The sequence below is a fragment of the Flavobacterium sp. OHVDL-2026-0007 genome, from assembly GCF_059882335.1.
In genome coordinates this window covers 2,366,770-2,383,666 of the sequence record NZ_CM187612.1, presented here as the reverse complement: position 1 = coordinate 2,383,666, position 16,897 = coordinate 2,366,770, and the positions used below count along the sequence as shown (strand labels likewise).

13 protein-coding genes are annotated in these 16,897 nt (G+C 36.5%); 3 read left to right on the top strand and 10 right to left on the bottom strand.

The window, feature by feature from the left end; all coding sequences use genetic code 11:
* Window positions 1–6: 6 nt before the first annotated feature.
* On the top strand, window positions 7–1,227 hold the full coding sequence (locus tag AC51AA_RS09270) for an MFS transporter (protein WP_500701835.1): 1,221 nt from the start codon (window positions 7–9) through the stop codon (window positions 1,225–1,227).
* Between the two features lie 84 nt (window positions 1,228–1,311).
* Entirely contained in the window at window positions 1,312–1,950 is a 639-nt protein-coding gene (locus tag AC51AA_RS09265) for a peroxiredoxin (RefSeq protein ID WP_500701834.1), read from the top strand.
* Between the two features lie 55 nt (window positions 1,951–2,005).
* Here the strand turns inward: AC51AA_RS09265 and AC51AA_RS09260 are convergent, their stop codons facing one another.
* The 4 genes from AC51AA_RS09260 to AC51AA_RS09245 form a co-directional block, all read right to left on the bottom strand.
* The gene (locus tag AC51AA_RS09260) at window positions 2,006–4,243 is read right to left on the bottom strand and encodes a cation:proton antiporter domain-containing protein (RefSeq protein WP_500701833.1); all 2,238 of its coding nucleotides are present in this window, start codon (window positions 4,241–4,243) and stop codon (window positions 2,006–2,008) included.
* A gap of 177 nt (window positions 4,244–4,420) precedes the next feature.
* A complete protein-coding gene (purB, locus tag AC51AA_RS09255) occupies window positions 4,421–5,767 on the bottom strand; it encodes an adenylosuccinate lyase (protein WP_500701832.1) in 1,347 nt (448 codons plus the stop codon).
* A gap of 78 nt (window positions 5,768–5,845) precedes the next feature.
* Window positions 5,846–6,535: an SIR2 family NAD-dependent protein deacylase gene (locus AC51AA_RS09250; protein WP_500701831.1), complete on the bottom strand. Its 690-nt coding sequence runs from the start codon at window positions 6,533–6,535 to the stop codon at window positions 5,846–5,848.
* Between the two features lie 4 nt (window positions 6,536–6,539).
* Entirely contained in the window at window positions 6,540–7,061 is a 522-nt protein-coding gene (locus tag AC51AA_RS09245) for a GNAT family N-acetyltransferase (RefSeq protein ID WP_500701830.1), read from the bottom strand.
* A 116-nt stretch (window positions 7,062–7,177) separates the two neighbouring features.
* On the opposite strand from AC51AA_RS09245, the gene AC51AA_RS09240 reads away from it, so the two are divergent.
* Window positions 7,178–7,840, top strand: a complete 663-nt coding sequence (locus AC51AA_RS09240) for a TrmH family RNA methyltransferase (RefSeq protein WP_500701829.1) — start codon at window positions 7,178–7,180, stop codon at window positions 7,838–7,840.
* A gap of 77 nt (window positions 7,841–7,917) precedes the next feature.
* On the opposite strand, the gene AC51AA_RS09235 is transcribed toward AC51AA_RS09240, so the two are convergent.
* The 6 genes from AC51AA_RS09235 to AC51AA_RS09210 form a co-directional block, all read right to left on the bottom strand.
* Window positions 7,918–9,522, bottom strand: a complete 1,605-nt coding sequence (locus AC51AA_RS09235; RefSeq protein WP_500701828.1) for a PepSY domain-containing protein — start codon at window positions 9,520–9,522, stop codon at window positions 7,918–7,920.
* 93 nt (window positions 9,523–9,615) lie between these two features.
* Window positions 9,616–11,775: a TonB-dependent receptor gene (locus AC51AA_RS09230; RefSeq protein ID WP_500701827.1), complete on the bottom strand. Its 2,160-nt coding sequence runs from the start codon at window positions 11,773–11,775 to the stop codon at window positions 9,616–9,618.
* 95 nt (window positions 11,776–11,870) lie between these two features.
* Window positions 11,871–12,044, bottom strand: a complete 174-nt coding sequence (locus tag AC51AA_RS09225; RefSeq protein ID WP_500701826.1) for a hypothetical protein — start codon at window positions 12,042–12,044, stop codon at window positions 11,871–11,873.
* 387 nt (window positions 12,045–12,431) lie between these two features.
* Window positions 12,432–15,776, bottom strand: coding sequence for a preprotein translocase subunit SecA (gene secA / locus AC51AA_RS09220; RefSeq protein WP_500701825.1), 3,345 nt, complete (start codon window positions 15,774–15,776; stop codon window positions 12,432–12,434).
* Between the two features lie 87 nt (window positions 15,777–15,863).
* Window positions 15,864–16,085, bottom strand: a complete 222-nt coding sequence (locus AC51AA_RS09215) for a DUF2795 domain-containing protein (protein WP_007138072.1) — start codon at window positions 16,083–16,085, stop codon at window positions 15,864–15,866.
* A 239-nt stretch (window positions 16,086–16,324) separates the two neighbouring features.
* The gene (locus AC51AA_RS09210; protein WP_500701824.1) at window positions 16,325–16,894 is read right to left on the bottom strand and encodes a cob(I)yrinic acid a,c-diamide adenosyltransferase; all 570 of its coding nucleotides are present in this window, start codon (window positions 16,892–16,894) and stop codon (window positions 16,325–16,327) included.
* Window positions 16,895–16,897 lie beyond the last annotated feature (3 nt).

Genomic DNA, 16,897 nt, shown 5'->3' with positions numbered 1-16,897 from the left:
TACAATATGAATTCATCTACACAAACCGCTACAATCGACGGCGGTGCCCTAGCTCAAAAAACGGTTTATTCGGTCTTATTTTCTATAGCATTTGCACATTTATTAAATGATTTAATGCAGGCAGTAATTCCCTCTACCTATCCCGTTTTAAAAGAAAATTTTAATTTAAGTTTTACTCAAATTGGATTAATCACTTTTGTTTTTCAACTGACGGCTTCTTTATTACAACCCTTTGTTGGGTTTTATACCGATAAAAAGCCAAAACCTTATTCGTTAGTGGTATCGATGCTTTTTACCATTTTTGGACTGGGATTGTTGTCTATCTCGAGTTCTTTCTGGATGCTTTTAGTTTCAGTGGCGTTCGTAGGTATTGGTTCTTCTATCTTTCATCCGGAAGCCTCTAGAGTGGCTTTTTTAGGTTCAGGTGGAAAGCGTGGTTTAGCACAATCTATTTTTCAGTTGGGAGGAAACGCAGGAAGTGCCATTGGTCCCTTATTAGTGGCTTTAGTGGTAGCACCAAATGGACAATCCTATGTGATTTGGTTTGTAATTGCTGGAATTTTAGGGATTTTGATTTTGTCTAGGATTGCGATTTGGTATGAAAATCATATGAGTTTGAAGGCCTCTAAAAAAACACAATTGGATGAAGAAGTGATTCCGCTATCTAATAAAAAGGTGACCATTTCCATACTGGTGTTATTGTTGTTAATCTTTTCGAAGTTTTTTTATATGGCCAGTATGTCGAGCTATTTTACTTTTTATTTGATCAGTAAATTTTCGATGTCCGTGCAAGATTCTCAGTTTTATTTATTCATTTTTCTAGCTTCAGTGGCAGCAGGAACTTTAATTGGAGGACCTTTAGGAGATCATTTTGGAAGAAAATATATTATTTGGTTCTCTATATTAGGAGCGGCACCCTTTACACTGCTTTTACCTTACGCCAACTTGTTTTGGACTGGAATTTTAGCGGTGGTCATTGGAATTATAATTGCCTCTGCCTTTTCGGCTATCTTGGTTTTTGCACAAGAATTAAAGCCTGGTAAAGTAGGGATGATTTCAGGTTTGTTTTTCGGGTTTGCTTTTGGAATGGGAGGTTTAGGATCTGCTATTTTAGGGTATGTGGCGGATCAAACCAGTATTGAGTATGTTTATACACTGAGTTCGTATCTGCCTTTAATTGGTGTATTTGCTTATTTTTTGCCTAATATTCAGAAGAAAAAAGCCTAGGGTAATTTTAACTTTTTTTGTGATAACGAACTTTTTCTTTCTCCTTTTTTTGACTATTTTTAGATAAACTAAAAACACATAATTATGTCAACATTGAGATTAGGCGATATAGCTCCAGATTTTCAAGCAGAAACCACAGAAGGACCCATTAAATTTCATGAGTGGTTAGGAGATTCTTGGGGTGTTTTGTTTTCACATCCGGCTGATTTTACTCCAGTTTGTACCACTGAATTAGGAACTGTAGCGAATTATTACCCAGAGTTTAAGAAAAGAGATGCAAAAGTAATTGCTTTAAGTGTAGACGGTTTAGCCTCGCATTTGGAGTGGATCAAAGATATAAACGAGACACAAAATACAACCGTTAATTTTCCTATCATAGCTGATGAGGATAAAAAGGTAGCTACTTTGTACGATATGATACATCCTAATGCAAGTGATAAGTTTACGGTGCGTTCGGTTTTTATTATTGGAAGCGATAAGAAAATAAAATTAACCTTAACCTATCCAGCTTCGACAGGAAGAAATTTTGATGAGTTGCTTCGTGTTATAGACAGTTTGCAGCTTACGGCTAATTATAGCGTTGCAACGCCGGCCAACTGGAAAGATGGAGAAGATGTGGTGATTGCGCCTGCTATTGCAGATAGTGATATCCCTGCAAAATTCCCGAAGGGACATACGCCTATAAAACCGTATTTAAGAATGACGCCTCAGCCTAATAAATAGGTATGAATACTTTATAAAAAAAATGGCATAATTTGAATTATGCCATTTTTTTGTTTTATACTTTTTTGATGAATTGTTTCATTCGTTTTTTGTCACCAGCGACCCAAATGATGTCGTCTTTTTCTAAAACTAATTGAGATTCTGGGTTCAAGATTCGTTTTCCGTTTCTTTCAATTCCCACGACCATTGCATTTGTTTTTCGTCTGAATTCGCTAATGCTTTTTTTAATGAATTGCTCATCGTTTATTTCTAATTGATTCAAAACAATCTCTGATTCTTCAACCGATTTAGGTACTTCGATTTCATTTTTATGTAGATAGGTCTTAAAATCATTTACCTGTGCATCAGTACCAATCACGCATATTTCATCTCCAGGGAACAAACGTTCGGTTTTGGTTGGGATTTGTATGGTAATATCACCACGTTTTATAAAGGCGATGTTGATCCCCATTTCTTCCCTGATTTTTAATTCTTCTAATGTTTTACCTGCAAGATTCGATTCTCTGGCAATTTCAAAAAGGGTCATGTGACCATCCCAAGGGGTCAAGTTGGCATATTTTCTGTCTATTTTAGTCGATTCACGATCGTTAAGATTCTTAAGGAAATGACTCTCTATTTTATGGTATTGTTCATTAAGTCTTTTTGGGAAAAATTGGTAGACGGCCACAGCGATCACCAAGGCAATAAAGGCTACTAAAGGGGAGAAGAAGATGTTTAACAGGAATCCCACATAAAATAAGCCTAGACCAATTCGGATCAGGATCATCATCATGATCGGACCACGGTATTTTCTTTCTTCCCATAACATTTCTACCTCTTTGATCGCAACACGTCTAAGAGAAAGTGCCCATAAAAATGGAGCAATAATAATAAGGGTAATCAGGGCGGCGATGGTATTTCCAAATCGGGTATCTTCCACTAGTGGAGCAACAAATTTAGAAGACAATAATATAACTGCCGTGATTATAATGGTGTGCAGTACGATTTGGGTTAGATAAGATCGCAATACAATTTGCCAAGTGCTAACCGATTTTATGGCCTGTGCGTTGACACTGTAACGATTGATGTTTTTGATCCATTTACGAGGTAATTTTCGTTCTAGGTAGTCTGAGAACGGAACGGCGTATTTCACCATAAAAGGTGTTGTAAATGTGGTTACCGCCGATACGGCAACAACGATCGGATATAGGAAAGCACTCGTTACATTAAGAGACATCCCTAGAGTGGCAATAATAAAAGAGAATTCCCCGATTTGAGACAAACTCATTCCGGTTTGTACCGATTGTTTTAGGGGCTGTCCAGAGAGCAAGGCGCCAATGGTTGAACTTATCGACTGACCAAAAATAGTAATAAGAGTTAAAATAGCTACCGGAACGGCATGTGTGACTAGCATCTCAGGATTGATCAACATTCCCACAGATACAAAGAAAATAGCCCCAAATAAGTCTTTAACGGGTTTTACTAAATGTTCAATATGTTCGGCCTGTGTAGTTTCAGCAATAATAGATCCCATGATAAAGGCACCCAAAGCAGGAGAGAAACCTACATTTGACGCTAAGATAACCATCATTAAACACAAGGCTAATGAAATAATAAGCAACATCTCATCGGTCAACAGGTGCTTGGCTTTTTTTAATAGGGTCGGAATAAAGAAAATACCTCCAACAAACCAGGCAGTAAGGAAAAATACTAGTTTTAATACGGACAACAATAGGGCGCTTCCGGAGAATTGCTGGCTGACCGCAATGGTGGATAGTAATACCATCATTAAGATGGCCACAATATCTTGTACAATCAAGGAGCCGATGACAATACCGGCAAACTTTTGCGCCTTGACCCCCAGTTCATCAAATGTCTTGAGGATAATAGTGGTGGAGGAGATTGATAAAATTACCCCTAAGAAGATACTGTCCATTTGGGACCAGTCCATCCATCGACCTGCTAAATAACCTACGGCCACCATGGTGATGATTTGGGTAATGGCCGTTATGGAGGCGGTTCCGCCGACCTTCATTAATTTTTTAAAACTAAATTCGAGGCCTAGACTAAATAGTAAGATAATCACACCAATCTCGGCCCAAACTTCTACGCTTTTATTATCGGTAACGGAAGGAAAAAATTCAATATGATTACCTGCTAAAAATCCAGCGATTAAATAGCCTAAAACCAAAGGCTGTTTCAGTTTTTTAAAGATTAGCACAGCTATACCAGCTGTCATTAGGATAAGACCTAAATCGCTAATTAAGGGTTCTAAATGTTGTGTGGCATGCGTTACTGTTTCAGTTGGACTCATAGGCGTATACTTTTGTATTTATTTTTTGAATTGTTGTAAGATATAAAAAAATAAAAAAAAATGAAAGTAATAGAATTTCCAAATGTAAAATTTAAGATAACTTTATAATAGTAAAATCCCGTTATTTATAGTAAATATACTGATAAATAACGGGATTTTTATTTGAAAATCAAGTCTTTAGATGCCTAAAAAGTTGCTAGGTGTAATTTTCATTAGCTCAGCTCTGATTTCTTCAGAAACTTCTAGGGTTGCAATAAAACTATGGATCGCATTTTTATCAATTGCTTCATTAGTTCTGGTTAACCCTTTTAATGCTTCGTACGGATTTGGATAAGCTTCACGACGTAAAATCGTTTGGATAGCCTCAGCAACAACTGCCCAGTTTTTCTCTAAATCTTCGTGGAATTTGCTTTCATTTAAAAGTAATTTATTCAATCCTTTTAAAGTAGCTTCAAAAGCAATAATTGTATGACCAATAGGCACTCCAATATTTCTTAAAACGGTACTGTCTGTTAAATCACGTTGCAATCTTGAGATTGGTAATTTAGCTGAAAGGTGTTCAAAGATCGCATTGGCTATTCCTAAATTTCCTTCAGAGTTTTCAAAGTCGATAGGGTTCACTTTATGTGGCATAGCCGACGAACCAATTTCTCCTGCTTTGATTTTTTGTTTGAAATATTCCATTGAGACATACGTCCAAATGTCTCTGTCTAAATCAATGATGATGTTGTTGATTCTTTTTAAAGCATCAAAGAATGCTGCAAAATGATCATAATGTTCAATTTGTGTCGTTGGGAACGAATGGTGTAATCCTAAAGTGTTTTCTACAAAACTACCTCCAAATTTTTTCCAGTCAATTTGTGGATAAGCCACATGGTGTGCATTGTAGTTTCCTGTTGCTCCACCAAATTTGGCAGCAAAAGGGATATTGAATAACAAACGCATTTGCTCTTCAAGACGTTCTACAAAAACACCAATTTCTTTACCTAAACGAGTAGGAGAGGCTGGTTGTCCATGCGTACGAGCCAACATTGGAATAGCTGCCCATTCTACACTTAATTCTTTTAGTTTAGAGGTAAGTGTGATTAAAGAAGGCATATACACTTGCTCAAAAGCTTCTTTTGTAGAAAGTGGAATAGCAGTGTTGTTAATGTCTTGAGAAGTCAAACCAAAATGGATGAACTCTTTGTATTGCGATAATCCAAGTTTTTCGAAAGCATCTTTAATAAAATACTCAACCGCTTTTACATCGTGGTTGGTTACTTTTTCAGTTTCTTTTATCCAAAGAGCATCTTGGGTAGAGAAATTTTTATAGATGTTACGTAAACTATCAAATAGGTCAGAATTTACAGAGGCAAGTTGAGGTAATGGTACTTCGCATAAAGCAATAAAGTATTCAACTTCAACCAATACACGGTATTTGATTAAAGCTTCTTCAGAGAAAAAAGGTGCTAATGAAAGGGTTTTACTTCTATATCTTCCGTCAATAGGTGATATAGCATTCAATTCGTTTAAAGTAGTCATTGTTATGTTGTTTTTCGAAAGGCACAAATATAAACAGAATTTGGCGATTAGGAGTCATGAAATAGTCAATTCGTGTTTTTAAATTGATTTTAATCGTTCTCTTAAATCGGCTACACCTTCTGATGCCATTTTTGCAATAACTTCCACTTTGTTTTGAATGTTAGGAATCGCAATGGGCTTTGGATCAATATAGAAAACCGGCGTAATGCTATAAGTGTAGGAAATTAATCCCGCAGCGGGATATACTTGCAGCGAGGTGCCGATCACGGCAAAAAAATCTGCGGCTTCGGTAATGGCGATGGCCTGTTCAAGAGCAGGAACATCTTCGCCAAACCATACAATATGTGGGCGCAATTGATGCCCGTTTGTATCGAGATCACCCGTAAACAAATCTTCTTTCCAGTCTAGAATCACACTGCTATTTTGAGTACTTCTTACTTTTAATAATTCACCATGTAGGTGTAAAACCTTAGTGCTTCCTGCACGTTCGTGTAAATCGTCGACATTTTGAGTAATGATATGTACATCATAATCTTGTTCTAATTCGGCTAAGATTTGATGACCTAGATTGGGGTGGACCTCTTTAAGTTGTGCTCGGCGTTTGTTGTAAAAATCCAGTACTAATTCTTGATTTTTATGCCAACCTTCAGGTGTGGCTACTTCCATCACATCATGACCTTCCCATAAGCCATCGCTATCACGAAATGTTTTAATACCACTTTCGGCGCTGATTCCGGCTCCAGTTAGGACGACCAATCTCTTTTTCATGGTGTTATTTTAAGGTTAATTTCATCAATAAATCAGTTTGTTCTTGATCGCCTAAGACAAAAATATGTTTGTCAAAAGGTATAAAACCATTCTTTTTATAGAAGTTTAAGGCTCTTAGGTTTTCTTCCCAGACACCTAACCATAGGTATTTTAAATTGGCGTCTTTGGCTATTTGTAACGCTTTGTTGTACAATAATTGTCCGACTTTAAGGCCATGAAATTCTTGTAAAACATAGATGCGTTCTATCTCTAAACCCTCTTTATCTTGAAGTTCTGTTTGAGCTTGGCCAAAGTTGACTTTTAAATAACCAAGAATTTTATTATCGATAACGGCCCCGTAAAATTCAGAATCAGCATTGTTTAGTTCGGTGGTCAGTTTATCAAGTGCAAATTTTTGATCTAAATAAACGGTCATGTCTTCCTGAGAATTGTCGGCGGCAAAAGTTTCATAAAATGTGTCTCTGCCTATTTTTTGTAATTCGTGGATTTCTGAAAGTGTTATTCTTTTGATCACTGGTGTTTCCATCGTATTTTTTTTTTACGAATTTAATTAAAGTTTTCCTGAATCTAAACTAATGTACTTTCTTTAAAGGAAGAAAAAAGAAAGATAAAAAATGTATTTTTGCCACAAATAAAATAGCAATGATTGATTTAGATTACCTCGCTTTTCTTGAAAATATACTGACTGATAATAGAAAAGAAAAATTCCTTAAAGTACTCGCCAACCGCACCAAACATTTTACTATCGCAGTTGAAGATGTTTTTCAAATGCACAATACTAGTGCAGTGATGAGAAGTTGTGAAGTTTTCGGGATTCAGGAATTGAATGTTATTGAGCAGCGTTACGGGAAAAGCATTGATAAGGAAATTGCGATGGGTGCTCAGAAGTGGGTGGATATCAATCAATTTGATTCCGTTACCAATTGTATTTCGACTTTGAAAGAGCAAGGTTATCAGATCATTGCTACTACTCCTCATGAAAATGATTGTTTGTTAGAAGATTTTGATATTACAAAACCAAGTGCGTTGTTTTTCGGAACTGAAAGAGACGGTTTGTCAGAAGAAATTTTGGAAAAAGCAGATGGATTCCTTAAGATTCCGATGGTCGGTTTTACAGAGAGTTTGAATATCTCGGTTTCGGCTGCGATCATCATACAAAACCTAACCAACCGATTGCGTGATTCGGATGTTAACTGGCAATTATCAGAGGAAGAAATTCTGGAAAAACGATTGGCTTGGGCTAAGAATTCCATTAAAGATATCAAACGAATTGAAGCGCGTTATTTTGAAGAAAATCCAAGATAAATCCAAGGGTTTAATTGAGCAGGGTCAAAGTTATTATGAAGGTATTAGTGTTTTGACTCTGCTCAATTGGATCTTGTTTATTTCTTTAAAAACAAAATAAATCCTAGGATGCTAACCACTAGGATGCTTAAGGCAGCTAGGACCATACTGAGATCTCTTATGCTTTTTCCGGCCCAGTCCATAAATAGAAATTTATGTAAAATGGCAAACGAATACCCTTCAATTTTGTCTGAATTTTTAAGTACAGCAGCTAATCTTGAGGTAGAAGTTTCAATAAAATAGGTGGTTTTCTCTGGGGTGTCATACGCCAGTTTGATCACGGGTAATCTTTTATTAACGAAGCCATATTCTCTGCTTTCAAAATCAGTCAACACTCTTGATTCTAGCAATTTTGCATTTTCAATTGAAGTTTCAGTCTCATGAGAACTTCCTGCCATTTCACAACAAGAGGCTTTTGGTGCTCCATCGGTGAAATAATACGCTAAGAATTGAGCGTATTGGAGATCAATGTTGGGAGTGATGGTATTGGTTGTGGCATTTATATAAACCACTTTGGATTTTTTAGCTTCTTCTTTATTCCATTTTGAACCGGAATCCACTGTTGGTTTTCTGAATGTTGAATTTTCTTTTTCCCATAATTGACAACGATAATAAATGCTGTCGTTTAAAGTGATGATACTAACATTTTGAAAACGTGTCCAGTCTAAAGCTAAAGCATTATTAGCCACAGCAATTTCTTGGGTTTTAAAAGTGGGTTCGTAAACCATTTGCGATAAGGTATAGGGAGCCCATTTTGTTGTAGCGTGATAGGCGCCGCTAAAAGCAAACGTCAAAGTGAATAGTGAAACCCAAATCCCGATTTGACGATGGTATTTTCTAAGTCCTTTTTTTGTTTGTAGGCTATCGGTCTTTTTGAATTGTTTCCATAGTAAACCATAAATTAAGATGCCACTCAATGCAGAAAATCCAATGATAGTCAGTAAGAAGATCATCGTGATAATTCGAATGCTGTTATTGGAAATGACGTCGATAAAGGACCAGTTGTGAAAAGTGTCGAAGAACCAAATAAAAGCTTGTCTGGACCTTGGATTGAAAGTGGCTAATTTACTCGAAGAAGTTTCTACATAAACCTGCATGGCATCAGGGCGATCAAAGCTTACTTTGTAAACCGGTAAATAGCGATTGATGTATTTGTATTGTGAGGTGAATTCGGTGATGACTTCATTATTCTTGATGGTGCTTTTTTGATCATCTAAAAAATAACGTGACAACCAAAGGGCATATTTTTGATCTCCATTTTCTAGTTTTTTGGCGTTTGAGGTGTCAAAGTATACTAATTGGCCAGTGATGGTTTTAACTTGATAAAAAGTAGCTTTATTAAAGGTAACGATTCGGAAGTTTTTAAATTCAGCGATGTTGTTCTTTTGTAACACTTGCTCAATGGAAAGGGACAATTGATTTTTGTCAATGATGGGCTGATGCAGTTTATCGTGGGCAATTTCAGGTTTGAAAAAATGTGCCATGAAGGGGTGCATTAAACCAGAGAACGTCCAGAGTATTACCGGAATAAGGGTGATTAGCCCGATGGTACGGTGCCATTTGTACATCTGCTGCTTGATTTTTTTGACCACTTTGGAGTCTTTCTTTTTAGATTTTTTTTCTCTATTTATTTCTTTGCTCATTGTTAGTTTTTTTAGCCCTAATAGGAACGATACTCTTTTGTGGCGGGATGCGCCACAAAAGATATCGCGGTCAATGGGATTGACTTGGGGTAATTATTTTTTTAATGAAAAATGATACTGTATTCCAAATATAAAAGTTCTCGGAGCTGCTGCTGTATAGGTGGGTTGTGCGTTTGTAGTATTGGCTCTCGAAACATTATAAGCATATAACTTATCCGTTATATTAAGTACGTTAGTGTAGACTTCTATGCTTTTCCAGTGATAACCAATTCGGGCATTGAAGAGGTTGTAACCGCTATATTTTACCGTATTAATTTGATCTTGGTAGTAGCTTCCCACAAGTTGCCATTCGAGAGAAGTTCTTAGATTGGGGAACCAATTTGGATAGTAACTTAACTCAGAATTTCCAGACCATTTTGGTGCAGCAGGCATTTCTTTTCCATCCAGATTTTGAATCGGATCTGATGCTTTGTCGGAAAGTTTGAAATCAATATAGGTATGTTGGGCATAGGTTCCTCCTAAGCGAAGGTTGAATTGTTTTGAAGGCCTGTATGAAGCTCCAAATTCAATTCCTTTGTGACGCGTTTGGCCTGCTGAGCGATAATCAGTAGAATTGTCTGCCAATTTGATGTTTAAAAGTTCGTTTTTACCTTCCATATAATAAAAAGCATAATCAAAATTTAGTTTATTCTTTATAAATGATAGCCATCCACCGAGTTCGTAATTGTTGAAAGTAGCGGGTTCTAAGTTGTAATAAAAATCGGCAGGAACTCCTGTTGTTCCACCTGTTCCAGGTTTGGTTCTGAAAATGGATGTAATTCCCGGAGGAGCAAAACCTTGGGAGTAATTGGCGTATAGTCCCATAAATTCAAATGGGTTGTAATTGGCACCTGCCTTAAAAGTTAGTTTATCATAGAGTTTACTACCTGTAGCCTTATCTAAGGCATTGTTGTAATTCACTTTCATATTGTCGTAACGACCACCCAAGGTGATAATCAATTTGTCTACTGGATTAAAACTCAATTGAGCATAAGCAGCAGAATTGAAAATGTCTGCCGTATAATCGGCTAGTTTTGAATCGGGATGTTCGGCAATAATTTCATAAGAATCAACGGTTTGTTTGCCAGCGGCCCCAGGATTTAAATTGGCTTTTAAATCAAGTACATAGGACCAATAAGTAACAGGGGAGTAATCGTATAGGGCGCCTGCCACAATTTTGGTATCGAGAAAATCGAATTTTTGAGTATGTTGGCCGATAGCTCCGTAACTTTTAAAGTTATTAGAATTGACCTCTCCTTTGGCGGTGGTAGGATTTACAGTGGGACTCCATTTGATGCCGTAAGAAGGATTTTGTCCTAATTTATTGTCGCGATAATAGCCTGTAATATAACTACTTGACTGTGTATTCCAATCGTGTTCTAAGGTTAGTCGCGTTCGTAAAGCATCTGATTTTCTATAGGTAAAATCGGAAGTGCTTTTATAGGTTCTATTGTTGAAAGAAGCTTCATTTACTGTTCCACTCATATCCGAATAATATTTACCATACATGGTATTGCTGATCAGTCGGGTAGAAGGGGAGAGGGTATAGTCAATTCTCGCATTTAGGTTGTCTTTGTTGTAATCCGAATAGGTCATCCATCCATTTTCTTGTAAACTAGAAATGCCACTGATATGGAAGCCTACTTTTCCAATGGTGGCACCACCAGCTGCTTGCAATCTTCGGTAGCCAAATTGGTCTGCTTGAATACCAAATTTAAATTCAGGATCAACAGTTGGTTTTACGGAAAGTAAGTTGATGGTTCCGCCAACTGCTTCTGGTCCGTATAAGGAAGAAACGGGACCTTTTACGACTTCTATGCTCTGAAGGTTGAATTGATTGATTTCTAAGAGCGCATTGTGATTAAAAATACCCATAGGACGAATAGGTAATCCATCTTCTAAATACAAATAATACGCATTGGTGGTCATGGGTTGGCGAATAGACATCATATGTTGTTCGTTGCCTAGGTTGACCATGACAACACCAGGGGTTTTATTAATGAGTTCGTAGACTGCAGTGGCCTTGGTCTCGTTAATTGTTTTAGCAGTTATTTTGCTAATGGCCACCGGTGTTTCCCGGCGAGAGGTAGCTACTCGATTGGCCGTGATGAAGATGTTGTCTAGTTCTTGAGTGGTAGTAGTGTCTTGCGCCACTTTGTTTTGCGCCAAGACACATTGCCCTATGATGAGTAGGGTAAAGTATATTTTTTTCATTGTAAAACATATAAATTGTAAAAAAGTAACCGTGGTTCTTTGACTTTAGATCAAGAACAATCCTTTCAAATGAATTTGAAAAGGGGATTTAGAATTTATATGAAATAGGCAGGAGGGTGGAAAGTAGAAGAGGAAACGGAAATCGTTTTCTGGTCTAAAGAAGCAAAAAGATTTGCTTTTAATTCGATTGGAGCTACTAACTTAAAGGGAGCAGTTGGGGTGTTTTGAATGTAAATAACTTCTGCTTTATCTTTCAGATTGTTATTCATTTTTTTCTCGTTGTCAGCGTATTTTTTTAAACTTTTTTGAAGCTCACATCGACCATTACAACTGTTAAAAAGCATTTTTCGTTGTACACAGATGGTTTTTGAAATTTCTTCCTGGTTTAATTTGAATGAGCTATAAACAAAGAAACTGCCAAAAGAAGGCACTAGAAGCATACAAGAAAGAAATAAGATGATAAACTTTTTCAAGAGTTGTTTCGTTGTTTACGTGGGCAAAAATACGTTTTATTCGTTTTGTAAAGAATGATTTGGTGTTTTTTCTAGAAAAAAAATACAGGAGGGTTAATTGCGAGAGTAAAACAGTTGAGGTTAAAATTAAAAACCCGACAGCTTTGAAAGTTGTCGGGTTTAGATGGAGTATTTTGGAAGGGATTATTCTTTAACAATAACCCAAGCTCCTGACGCAATTAGCGTTTCAGCTTTTTTAAATTTCATTGTTTCCGTGTTACCTGTAGCCACTTCTTGAACCGTTACGGTATCATTACGATTGATCTTTGGCATGTCTCTGGTAATGGTTTCTGTAACTTGACGTTGTTGTGTTTCTCCAGCTTCACGATTGATATCTTCGCTGTTTACAATTTCGTCTTTGCTTAATTTGAAGTTTTCTTTCTGACGAACTTCTTTAGCTTCGTGAATTTCAGGAACGTTTTGAGCAGGAAGATCACCTTTGAATAAGAATGAAATAACTTCTTTGTTTACGTTGTCTAACATTCCTCTAAATAAATTGAAAGCTTCTAATTTATAGATAAGCAATGGATCTTTTTGTTCGTGAACGGCTAATTGAACCGATTGTTTCAATTCGTCCATTTTGCGTAAATGTTTTTTCCAAGCTTCATCCACTATAGATAAAGTAATGTTTTTCTCAAAATCAGCAATTAACTGAGCTCCTAAGCTATCGTATGCTTTTTTCAAGTCTGTTACTACATTTAGGGTTTTGATACCGTCAGTAAACGGAACTACAATACGCTCAAAATGATTGTTAGGCTCTTCGTAAACACCTTTGATGATTGGGAAAGCTTCTCTAGCGCTACGTTCTGTTTTCTCCGTATAGAACGCTAAAGTTTCTTTGTATATTTTTCCTGTGATTTCTTCTTCCGTTAATTTCATGAAATCAGCTTCAGCGATTGGTGAAGTGATAGAGAAATAACGAATTAAATCAAATTCGAAATTTTTGAAATCATTTGTTGGTTTGGTTTCGCTCACGATTAATTCGCAAGTGTCATATAACATATTGGCAATGTCAAGTTTCAAACGCTCACCAAACAAAGCATGACGACGACGTTTGTATACTACTTCACGTTGCGAGTTCATAACGTCATCATATTCTAATAAACGTTTACGAACACCAAAGTTATTTTCTTCTACTTTTTTCTGAGCACGCTCGATAGATTTAGTCATCATAGAATGCTGAATTACTTCACCTTCTTGAAGTCCCATTCTGTCCATTACTTTAGCTACTCTTTCAGAGCCAAATAAACGCATCAAGTTGTCTTCCAAAGAAACATAAAATTGTGAGCTTCCTGGATCTCCTTGACGACCAGCACGACCACGTAACTGTCTGTCAACACGACGTGAATCGTGACGTTCTGTACCTACGATTGCTAAACCTCCAGCTGCTTTTACTTCAGGAGTTAATTTAATATCGGTACCACGACCCGCCATATTGGTAGCAATAGTTACTACTCCGGCTTTACCTGCTTCTTCAACAATTTGTGCTTCTTGCTTGTGCATTTTAGCATTCAATACATTGTGTGCTACACCTCTCATTTTAAGCATACGGCTTAATAATTCTGAGATCTCTACAGATGTTGTTCCGATCAAAACAGGTCTTCCTGCTTTTGATAATTCTGTTACATCTTCGATTACAGCATTGAATTTTTCTCTAGTTGTTTTGTAGATGAAATCTTCTTTGTCTATTCTTGAGATTGGACGATTCGTTGGAATTTCCACTACATCTAATTTGTAAATCTGCCATAACTCGCCAGCTTCTGTAACAGCTGTACCGGTCATACCACCTAATTTACTGTACATTCTGAAGTAGTTCTGTAAAGTTACCGTTGCAAAAGTTTGAGTAGCAGCTTCGATTTTTACATTTTCTTTAGCTTCGATCGCTTGGTGTAGACCGTCAGAATAACGACGACCATCCATGATACGACCAGTTTGCTCATCGACAATCATAATTTTGTTGTCCATGATAACGTATTCTACATCTTTTTCAAAAAGAGAATAGGCTTTTAAAAGTTGTGTTAAGGTATGGATACGCTCGCTTTTTACACCAAAGTCTTGAAATAATCTTTCTTTAGCTTCTGCTTCTGCGTCTTTATCTAACTTTCTTTTTTCGATAGCAGCGATTTCAGTTCCGATATCTGGTAATACGAAAAAGTCTGCATCTGTATCTCCTGATAGGTATTGGATACCATTATCAGTCAACTCTACTTGATTGTTTTTTTCTTCAATTACAAAATACAAAGCTTCGTCCACTTTATGCATTTCGCGATTGTTGTCTTGCATGTATTGATTTTCGGTTTTTTGAAGCAATTGTTTGATTCCTTCTTCACTCAAAAATTTAATTAAGGCTTTATTTTTAGGTAAACTTCTATACGCTCTTAACAATAAGAATCCACCTTCTTTGGTGTTTCCTTCTTTGATTAATTTTTTAGCATCAGCTAAGAAACCATTTGCTAGTTGACGTTGAAGTGCTACTAAGTTTTCAATTTTTGGTTTTAACTCATTGAATTCATGACGATCTCCTTGAGGAACTGGTCCTGAAATAATAAGTGGTGTTCTAGCATCATCAATCAATACAGAATCGACCTCATCGACGATAGCATAATTGTGTTTTCTTTGAACCAAATCAGCTGGCGAATGCGCCATATTATCTCTTAGGTAATCAAAACCGAATTCGTTATTGGTTCCGTAAGTGATATCAGCATCATATGCTTTTTTTCTTTGTTCAGTACTTGGCTGGTGGTTGTCAATACAATCAACAGTTAAACCATGAAATTCGAACAAAGGCGCTTTCCATGTACTATCACGTTTTGCCAAGTAGTCATTCACCGTTACTAAGTGTACCCCATTTCCAGTCAAAGCATTTAAGTAAAGTGGAAGTGTAGCCACCAAAGTTTTACCTTCACCCGTTTGCATTTCGGCAACTTTACCTTCGTGCAAAACCATACCTCCAATTAACTGAACATCATAATGAATCATGTCCCAGGTAATTTCTTTACCAGCAGCATTCCATTTATTAGCCCAAGTTGCTTTGTCACCTTCTATGGTAACATATGTTTTTGAAGCTGAAAACTCGCGGTCTTTTGGAGTTGCAGTAACTTCAATAAAAGAATTATCTTTAAAACGACGAGCAGTTTCTTTTACTACAGAAAAAGCTTCTGGAAGAATTTCCAATAAAGTTTTCTCTGAGATTTCATAAGCTTCTTTTTCAAGAGTATCTATAGCATCATAAAGATCTTCTCTTTTATCGATGTCTTCAATGTTTTCTACCTCAGCTTTAAGCGCGGTAATTTTAGCATCTTTATCGGCTCTTGCTTCTTTTATTTTTTCTTTAAAAAATGCGGTTCTAGCTCTTAGTTCATCGTGAGATAAACCCATTAAGCTGGTTTCGAATGTTTTAATTTTAGTTAAATAGGGCTGTAAAGCTTTGACATCCTTTTGTGATTTATCACCTACAAAGACTTTAATAATACTGTTTATGAAACTCATGATTTATGGTATTTCTATTTTATGTAAATGTGTATTTGAACCAAAAAAAAAGCCTCGGTGATGAGACTTTTTCCTTTGGTTTATTTTTTAATATTCATCCTCATTCCAAAGATAATCTTCGTCTGTTGGATAATCAGGCCAAATTTCTTCCATTGATTCATATATCTCCCCTTCGTCTTCAATTGACTGAAGGTTTTCTACTACTTCTAATGGAGCACCAGCTCTAATAGCGTAGTCAATAAGTTCGTCTTTGTTAGCAGGCCATGGTGCATCACTTAAATAAGATGCTAATTCTAATGTCCAATACATCTGTTATCTGTTTAGTTTGTGCAAAAATAAATTTTTTACTGAAAAAGACAAGTAAATTTTGAATTATTTTAATAAAATTTAAGAACGTCTCTTTTAAATTCCCTGATCGGATTTCAAATTCCAAAAATGGAATGTAAATTCTTCGCTAGTGGAAGTCTGTTTTATGTTATTTAAATTCGCAGAGTTTTTAAATTTTCTTTGCAATTCAGATTTTGATGAAATGAGATTTTACAGAAGGTTTATTTTCTTGGAATCCATTTCACTTCATCCGCTTTTAAGTCAGAGGACAACTTCCGTGCCAAGACAAAAAGGTAGTCAGAAAGTCGGTTTAGGTACTGAATTGTGATTTCCGGAACGGGTTCATTATGGCTTAAATGTACTGCCAATCGTTCTGCACGACGACAAATACAACGTGCAATATGACAATGTGACACAGTGGGGTGTCCGCCAGGTAAAACAAAATGAGTCATTTGTGGCAGACTTTCTTCCATTTTGTCGATTTCGTTTTCTAATAATTCTAGATCAGTCTCGATTATTCCAAGGTTTTTCAAGCGAAGTTCACCATTTTTCATGACCTCTTTTTCTACAGGAGTAGCTAAAATAGCTCCAACTGTAAAGAGGCGATCCTGAATTTCGATCAATATGGTTTTGTAATGCGCGTCCATTTCTTGGTCTCTAATGAGTCCGATATAGGAGTTTAATTCATCGACAGTACCATAACTGTCAATTCGGATATGATCTTTAGGAACTCGTGTGCCTCCAAAAAGTGCTGTTGTTCCTTTATCTCCTGTTTTGGTGTATACTTTCATTGT

Coding starts and splice junctions, on each gene's coding strand:
- AC51AA_RS09270 (WP_500701835.1), top strand. CDS start 7: ATGAATTCATCTACACAAACCGCTACAATCGACGGCGGTGCCCTAGCT.
- AC51AA_RS09265 (WP_500701834.1), top strand. CDS start 1,312: ATGTCAACATTGAGATTAGGCGATATAGCTCCAGATTTTCAAGCAGAA.
- AC51AA_RS09260 (WP_500701833.1), bottom strand. CDS start 4,243: ATGAGTCCAACTGAAACAGTAACGCATGCCACACAACATTTAGAACCC.
- purB (WP_500701832.1), bottom strand. CDS start 5,767: ATGACTACTTTAAACGAATTGAATGCTATATCACCTATTGACGGAAGA.
- AC51AA_RS09250 (WP_500701831.1), bottom strand. CDS start 6,535: ATGAAAAAGAGATTGGTCGTCCTAACTGGAGCCGGAATCAGCGCCGAA.
- AC51AA_RS09245 (WP_500701830.1), bottom strand. CDS start 7,061: ATGGAAACACCAGTGATCAAAAGAATAACACTTTCAGAAATCCACGAA.
- AC51AA_RS09240 (WP_500701829.1), top strand. CDS start 7,178: ATGATTGATTTAGATTACCTCGCTTTTCTTGAAAATATACTGACTGAT.
- AC51AA_RS09235 (WP_500701828.1), bottom strand. CDS start 9,522: ATGAGCAAAGAAATAAATAGAGAAAAAAAATCTAAAAAGAAAGACTCC.
- AC51AA_RS09230 (WP_500701827.1), bottom strand. CDS start 11,775: ATGAAAAAAATATACTTTACCCTACTCATCATAGGGCAATGTGTCTTG.
- AC51AA_RS09225 (WP_500701826.1), bottom strand. CDS start 12,044: ATGAATAACAATCTGAAAGATAAAGCAGAAGTTATTTACATTCAAAAC.
- secA (WP_500701825.1), bottom strand. CDS start 15,776: ATGAGTTTCATAAACAGTATTATTAAAGTCTTTGTAGGTGATAAATCA.
- AC51AA_RS09215 (WP_007138072.1), bottom strand. CDS start 16,085: ATGTATTGGACATTAGAATTAGCATCTTATTTAAGTGATGCACCATGG.
- AC51AA_RS09210 (WP_500701824.1), bottom strand. CDS start 16,894: ATGAAAGTATACACCAAAACAGGAGATAAAGGAACAACAGCACTTTTT.